The following is a 5854-nucleotide window of genomic DNA, read 5'->3' as shown; positions in this document are numbered from 1 at the left end:
GAGCCGCGGCCGGCGAGGGGCGAATCGGTCATATTACCCTCCCGTAGTCGGCCGAGACGGGAAAAGCGTGCGGAACGTCGGGGGGCGCCGGATCGCTTATGTCGGAACGCGCGGAAGCGCCGGCTATGCCCTCCGAGACGCCCTCGACCGGTGAGACGCGCTCGGGCGACGGTGCGCCCGCGGCCGCCGACGACTCCTCCCGCTGGCAGCGAGCCGGGAACGCCGTCTCGCTCGCTGCGCTCGTCGCGCTCGCCGCGGTGCAGTTCCTCGGCGCCGACCCCCGGCCGTGGGGGCTCGCCGCCGGCTGGGCCGCGGCGACCGCCGTCGCCCTCGGGCCGGTCGCGTGGCTCGCCCGCGACCGACTCCCGCCGGACCGACTGGAGACGCTGACGTACGTCGCCTTCGGCGCCGCGGTCCTCGCCATCTCCGTCGGGCTGGGCGTCGTACTCGCGTTCGAGGCCCCGTATCTCCCGTACGGTCCCGGCTTCCTCGCCGGCGTCACGCTCGGCACCGCAGTCGTCGCCGTCGCCGAGCGGGCGGTCGTTCCGGAGCGGCTCCGCGGAGCGGATTTATAACCTCGACGGCCGTCAACGCCCCGCTCACGCGTAGATGTAGCCTTCAAGCGCGACCGCCTCGGGGTCGTCGAACCCGGCGGTGTCCGTCTCGTAGCTCCGCGTCCACGCCCCGAACGCCCCGACGCAGGCGGCGACGGCGTCGAGCGCGTCGCCGCCCGCGTCCGAGGCCATCGCGTCCGTCAGCTCCGTTCCGGACGCGTACGCGACGTCGGCCGCCTCGGCCAGTCCCTCGGCGTTCCGCCGGCGACGCGCCGACTCCGACTCGCCGCCGCCCTTGTAGCCCGTCCGGCGGAGCCCGAGCCGGTCCAACACCGCGGCCGGGTACGTCTCGACGACCGTCGGGCCCGGCGGCGCCCCGGACCGCCACCCCTCGCCCGCCCGGTCCATCGGCGCGAATCTGACGTGGTCGACGAGCGGTGCGAGCACGTCGCGCATGCCGTGAAACGCGATCGTGTCGGCGATGAACCCGTACGGCGACCGCGCGCCGACGGCGGCGTCGGTCCGCCGCTTGTCGTAGGTCCCCTCGCCGTGGCGCCCGGTCAGCGCGACGCAGCGCTCCGCGAACGCCTGGACCGGGTCGTCCGAGTCGTCGTCGACATCGATCGACTCCGGAAATCCGCTGATGAACGACCGCCACGACTCGTTCCCGGTCTCCTCGACGACGAACCGCGGGAGCCCGAACGGGAAGTCGAGCCCGACGACCGCGCTCTCGTCGCGCTCGCGGATCCACGCCGCGAGCGCCGGGAGGGCGTCCTCCCGGCCGACGCCCCGGCGGCCGTCGCCATCGATGCCGGCGAGCTCGGCGAGCGGGCGGAGCTCGGTCACGCGCAGGCCGCCGCTCTCGGGATCTATCCTCCCGCTCGCGATCCACGTCTTCCGTCCGGCGTCGTCGGCCGCCGCGCTGAAGTCGACGCCGTGAACGCGGACCGGTCCGGCGTCCGCGCGATTCGATCCGCGGTCCGCGCGACTCCGGCCACCGTCCGCGCGACTCGACTCCTCGCCGTCGTCGGGGAGACGCTCCATGCACGGACGGCCGCCGCCACGCCGTTTAAGCCCTCGCCGACACAACGACCGCGTATATGCCATCGACGATGGAGGTCAAGTGCGAGAGCGCCGACTGCGAGCTCGACATGTTCGAGAACCACTACACGTACGACGTGCCCGACGACCACGCGGTCGAGGACCTGTCGTGCCCCTACTGCGGCGGGAGCGACCTCGCCGAGATCGAGGTGTAACCCGTGAGCGAGCTCGTCGAGGCGGGTCGGTCGGTCGTCCGCCGCGTCCTCGAACGCGCCGGCCGCGGGTGGAGCAAGATGCAGGAGCGTCGGCCGCTCTCGTACGACCTCCTCGAGAGCGACGACGCCTACCTCGTCGTCTTCGACGCCCCGGGCGTCCGCGGTGAGGACCTGAACGTGACGTTCCTCGACCACACCGTCGAGGTCGAGCTCGACCGGTTCCGCGACTTCTACGACGGCTACGAGATGCTGTTCCCCGGTCGCGGCGTCTCGCTCTCCGGGAGCGCCGACCTCCCCCGCGACGCGAACGTCACGCCCGAGGGCGCGAACGCGACGCTGACGCGCAACGGGACGCTACAGGTGGAGATCCCGAAGAACGACGACGCGCGCGACGTCGCCGTCGTCGAGGAAGGCGACGCCGACGAGAGCTGACGCCGACTCTCTCCTCCCGGTTCACTCTCCGACTCGTTCCTCGACGGACATCCCCTCCGTGATCTCGAAGCTCTCGTCGCCGTCGAACCGGTCGGGATCGAACGCGCCGACCCACGGCGACTCGGGGGCGTCCGCTTCGGTCCCGTCGAGCGACGCCAACACGCCCTCGGCGACGAGCTCGCCGACTGCCGGAGCACGCATGAAGCCGTGACCCTGCCAGCCGGCGGCGACGAACAGGCGGTTCGGGTCGTCCGACCGCACCCCGTCGCCCCCCACCGGTCCGACGAGCGGGTCGCCGTCGGGCGTCGCCGTGCAGAGCCCGGCCCACGCGCGCTCCGGGCTCGGGTCGCCCTCGCTCGCGACCGCGACGCGCTCGCGGAGCGTCTCGGTGACGGCGTCGACGAACCAGCCGTCGGCCTCGCGGTCGTAGCCGTCCGGCTCGGCCGCGACCGGCTCGGTCCCGTCACCGGCCAGCAGCCCGGTCGGGTGCGGCCGGAGGTAGACGCCCGCGGTCGCGTCGTAGAGCATCGGGCCGTCGTAGGGAGTCCGGGTCGTCAGCGCCTGCACGCGGTATGGGACGACCGGGACCGCGACCCCGGCGTCGCCGAGGAACTCGGCCGTGTGCGCGCCGGCGGCGACGGCGACCGCGTCGAACGCGCGGACCTCGGCGCCGCCTCCGCTCCCCGCGTCGACCCGGAGGGCGGCGGGGTCGCCGCCGGTCAGCGACACGGCCGTCTCGGTCTCGACGGCGACCCCCTCGCGGCGCGCCCGCCGACCCGTCGCCGCGACGTAGCTCGCGGGGTCGCACCAGCCCGCGTTCTCGGCGACCGCGGCGACCGCGAGGTCGTCGGTCGCGATCGGGAACCGGTCGGCCAGGGCCGCGGGGTCGACGAGCGACACGTCGCGCCCGTGCGAGCGCATCCGGTCGACCATCGCGGGGACGGCGTCGGCGTCGGGGTCGCCCTCCCTGACCGCGATCACGTACGGGCACGGCGCAAGGGAGAAGCCCGGCAGCGACCGGTCGAACGCCCGGAACCGCTCCATCGCGCGGGCGGCCAGCGCGGCGTCGACGTCCTCGGCGTACGCGTCGTACAGCACGCCGGCGGCGCGCCCGGAGCTCCCGGCGCCGAGCGAGCCGCGCTCGTAGAGCGTCACGTCGGCGCCGCGGGCCGCGAGGTCGGCGGCCGCGGTGACGCCGACCGCGCCGCCGCCGACGACCGCGACGGTCGGCGCCGCCTCGCCTCGTTCGGACATACGTCGAGACATCGCGGGCCGGAAGCGAAAAGCCACCGGCGCTGACGATGCGAGCGATGTATCTGCAACACCGTAACGCGGCGGCGCGCCTCCGAGCGGCCGCCGACGGCGGCCGTGAGGAGCCCGCGAGGGAGTCGGGCGGCCGGAGCGAAGCGGAGGCCGGCCGACGAGGCTGGGGAGGCGTGAGGCTGTGGTTCCGTGCGGGGTGGTCGGGCGGGACTCAAAGGGGCAGCCGGCGAGGACGGCACAGGCGATGCAAGCACCGCAGGGAGCGAGTGAAACGAGTGACCGAGGAGCGCAGCGAGCGTGTGCCGTCCTCGCCGGCTGGGGCTTTGGAAGTGTCCACTGCCGAGACGGGATCAACGACGTATATCCGAGCGGCCGGAGCTTTGCGAGGGTCCGCCGTCGAGCAAGCATCAACCGCTTATGAGCGAGCGGCCGGGACTTCGAAGCTGTCTGTCTCGTCAATGTCGTTCCCGTGGCTACGACCGACAACCCGGTCGTTCGCTCCGTACCGACTCCACGCCTCGTCCGGCCGGGTGACACGCACGTCCCCGCCCACGTTATGGGCGTCGAGCCCGTAGATCGGGTATGAACCAACTCGTCGACGGCGAGTGGCGGACCGACGCGTACGAGGCGACGGACGAGGACGGCTCGTTCCAGCGCGGCGAGACGACCTTCCGGAACTGGATCGCCGGCAGCGACGTGCCCGACCACGTCGACGCCGAGCCGGACGAGCGCTTTCAGCCCGAGGCCGGCCGGTACCACCTGTACGTCTCGTACGCCTGCCCGTGGGCGCACCGCACCCTGCTGGCGCGGTCGCTGCTCGGCTTAGAGGACGCCATCGGCGTCTCGGTCGTGGACCCGTACCGCGCCGAGGACGGCTGGCAGTTCACCCCCGAGAAAGACGGCTGTACCCCGGACCACCTCCACGGCAGCGACTACCTCCGCGAACTGTACGTCGCGGCCGACCCCGACGCCACCTGTCGGGTGACCGTTCCCGTCCTGTGGGACACGGAGGAGGAGACGATCGTCAACAACGAGTCGCGCGAGGTCCTCCGAACCCTCTCGACCGCGTTCGACGACCTCGGGAACGACGTCTCGCTGCTGCCCGACGCCGACGACGAGGCGACCGTCGCGGACGTCGACGAGGTCATCACCGAGATCTACGAGCCGGTCAACAACGGCGTCTACCGCGCCGGCTTCGCGAAGTCGCAGAGCGCCTACGACGAGGCGATCGACGAGCTGTTCGGCGCGCTCGACCACTGGAACGACCACCTCGCCGACCGGCGCTACCTCGTGGGCGACTCGCTCACCGAGGCCGACATCTGCATGTTCACCACGCTGGTCCGGTTCGACCAGGTGTACCACACGCACTTCATGTGCAACCGGCAGTACGTCCACCAGTACGAGCACCTCTGGCCGTACCTCCGCGACCTCTACCAGACCGAGGGCGTCGCCGAGACGGTGGACATGAGCCACATCAAGGAGCACTACTACACGACGCACCCGGACGTGACCCCCTCCGGGATCGTCGCCCGCGGTCCGGACCTCGACTGGGAGGCGCCGCACGACCGCGACCGGCTCGGCGGGGAGGCGCCGACGCCGACCGCGGACGACTGAGCGTCGGGCGACCCGGTCCCCACAGCCTTATTATCCCCCGAATTACCTGATCGTACGTACATCTCGGCTGAATGCGTCGGAGACGACGCCGACCGCCGGCCGCCTCTCCGGCTTCCCTCCGCACCTCATCGCATGACGACACGCTTACAGAACTGGTTGCTCGGACTCACGGTGGTCGCACTGCTCGCCGCGCCCGCGGGAGACCTCCTCGAAGCGGAGCGTCTCGTCAGGGTCGCCGTCCCCACGTTCTTCCTCGCCGCGGCGAGCCTGTTCACGGTCATGACCGTCACGAAACTCGTCGATGCGATTCGGTCGTCCGGACCGGATATGCACGACCCGGCTCGGACCGAGTAGACGCGAGACGCGACCGCGGCGTTTCGAGCTGATCTCTTATAAACGAACGACGGTAGATCGACGCTAGACCGCTCCGAAGCCCCGGCCGCTCGGCACTACGTCGTCCCCACCGCGGCTTACACCGCCAAAGCCCCAATCGCTCGGTGATACGCAACCGCTTCCGCTGAGAATACCGCCAAAGCCCCAGCCGGGAGGGCTCGCGCGGCTCGCTGCGCGCTTCACTCGGTCGCTGACGCTCCCTCGTTCCAGTGCTTGCGTCGCCGTGCTTCGCCCTCACGGCTGCCCCTTTGAGTCCCGCCCCGCACCGCGCCGCACAGCGCCTCACGCCTCCCCAGCCTCGCCGCTCACGCCCTGCGGGCGTTCGCGGCGTCCCTCGCGCGT

General features: G+C 72.1%; 7 protein-coding genes. 5 read left to right on the top strand and 2 right to left on the bottom strand.

The annotated features are described in order from the left end of the window. Positions 1-125 precede the first annotated feature (125 nt). The gene (locus SD626R_RS10700; RefSeq protein ID WP_092566352.1) at positions 126-575 is read left to right on the top strand and encodes a hypothetical protein; all 450 of its coding nucleotides are present in this window, start codon (positions 126-128) and stop codon (positions 573-575) included. Positions 576-599: 24 nt separating this feature from the next. On the opposite strand, the gene SD626R_RS10695 is transcribed toward SD626R_RS10700, so the two are convergent. After that, positions 600-1598 (bottom strand): DUF429 domain-containing protein, encoded by a 999-nt coding sequence (locus SD626R_RS10695; protein ID WP_158298358.1) that lies wholly within the window; start codon positions 1596-1598, stop codon positions 600-602. 56 nt (positions 1599-1654) lie between these two features. Here SD626R_RS10695 and SD626R_RS16845 point away from each other — a divergent pair, with 56 nt between their 5' ends. Together SD626R_RS16845 and SD626R_RS10690 are read left to right on the top strand one after the other, a co-directional pair. Further along, on the top strand, positions 1655-1810 hold the full coding sequence (locus SD626R_RS16845; RefSeq protein WP_176697311.1) for a DUF7559 family protein: 156 nt from the start codon (positions 1655-1657) through the stop codon (positions 1808-1810). Positions 1811-1813: 3 nt separating this feature from the next. Continuing rightward, entirely contained in the window at positions 1814-2242 is a 429-nt protein-coding gene (locus SD626R_RS10690) for an Hsp20/alpha crystallin family protein (protein ID WP_092566350.1), read from the top strand. A gap of 21 nt (positions 2243-2263) precedes the next feature. Here SD626R_RS10690 and SD626R_RS10685 read toward each other — a convergent pair whose 3' ends face one another. Continuing rightward, positions 2264-3496: an NAD(P)/FAD-dependent oxidoreductase gene (locus tag SD626R_RS10685; RefSeq protein ID WP_092566349.1), complete on the bottom strand. Its 1233-nt coding sequence runs from the start codon at positions 3494-3496 to the stop codon at positions 2264-2266. A 591-nt stretch (positions 3497-4087) separates the two neighbouring features. Here SD626R_RS10685 and SD626R_RS10680 point away from each other — a divergent pair. Together SD626R_RS10680 and SD626R_RS10675 are read left to right on the top strand one after the other, a co-directional pair. Beyond that, positions 4088-5119 (top strand): glutathione S-transferase family protein, encoded by a 1032-nt coding sequence (locus SD626R_RS10680; protein WP_092566348.1) that lies wholly within the window; start codon positions 4088-4090, stop codon positions 5117-5119. A 132-nt stretch (positions 5120-5251) separates the two neighbouring features. Further along, positions 5252-5473: a hypothetical protein gene (locus SD626R_RS10675; protein ID WP_092566347.1), complete on the top strand. Its 222-nt coding sequence runs from the start codon at positions 5252-5254 to the stop codon at positions 5471-5473. The last annotated feature ends 381 nt before the right edge of the window (positions 5474-5854 follow it).

It is taken from the genome of Halorubrum sp. SD626R (assembly GCF_001261915.1).
In the GTDB taxonomy this organism is placed as follows: Archaea; Halobacteriota; Halobacteria; order Halobacteriales; family Haloferacaceae; genus Halorubrum.
This window is presented reverse-complemented; position numbering and strand designations above follow the sequence as displayed.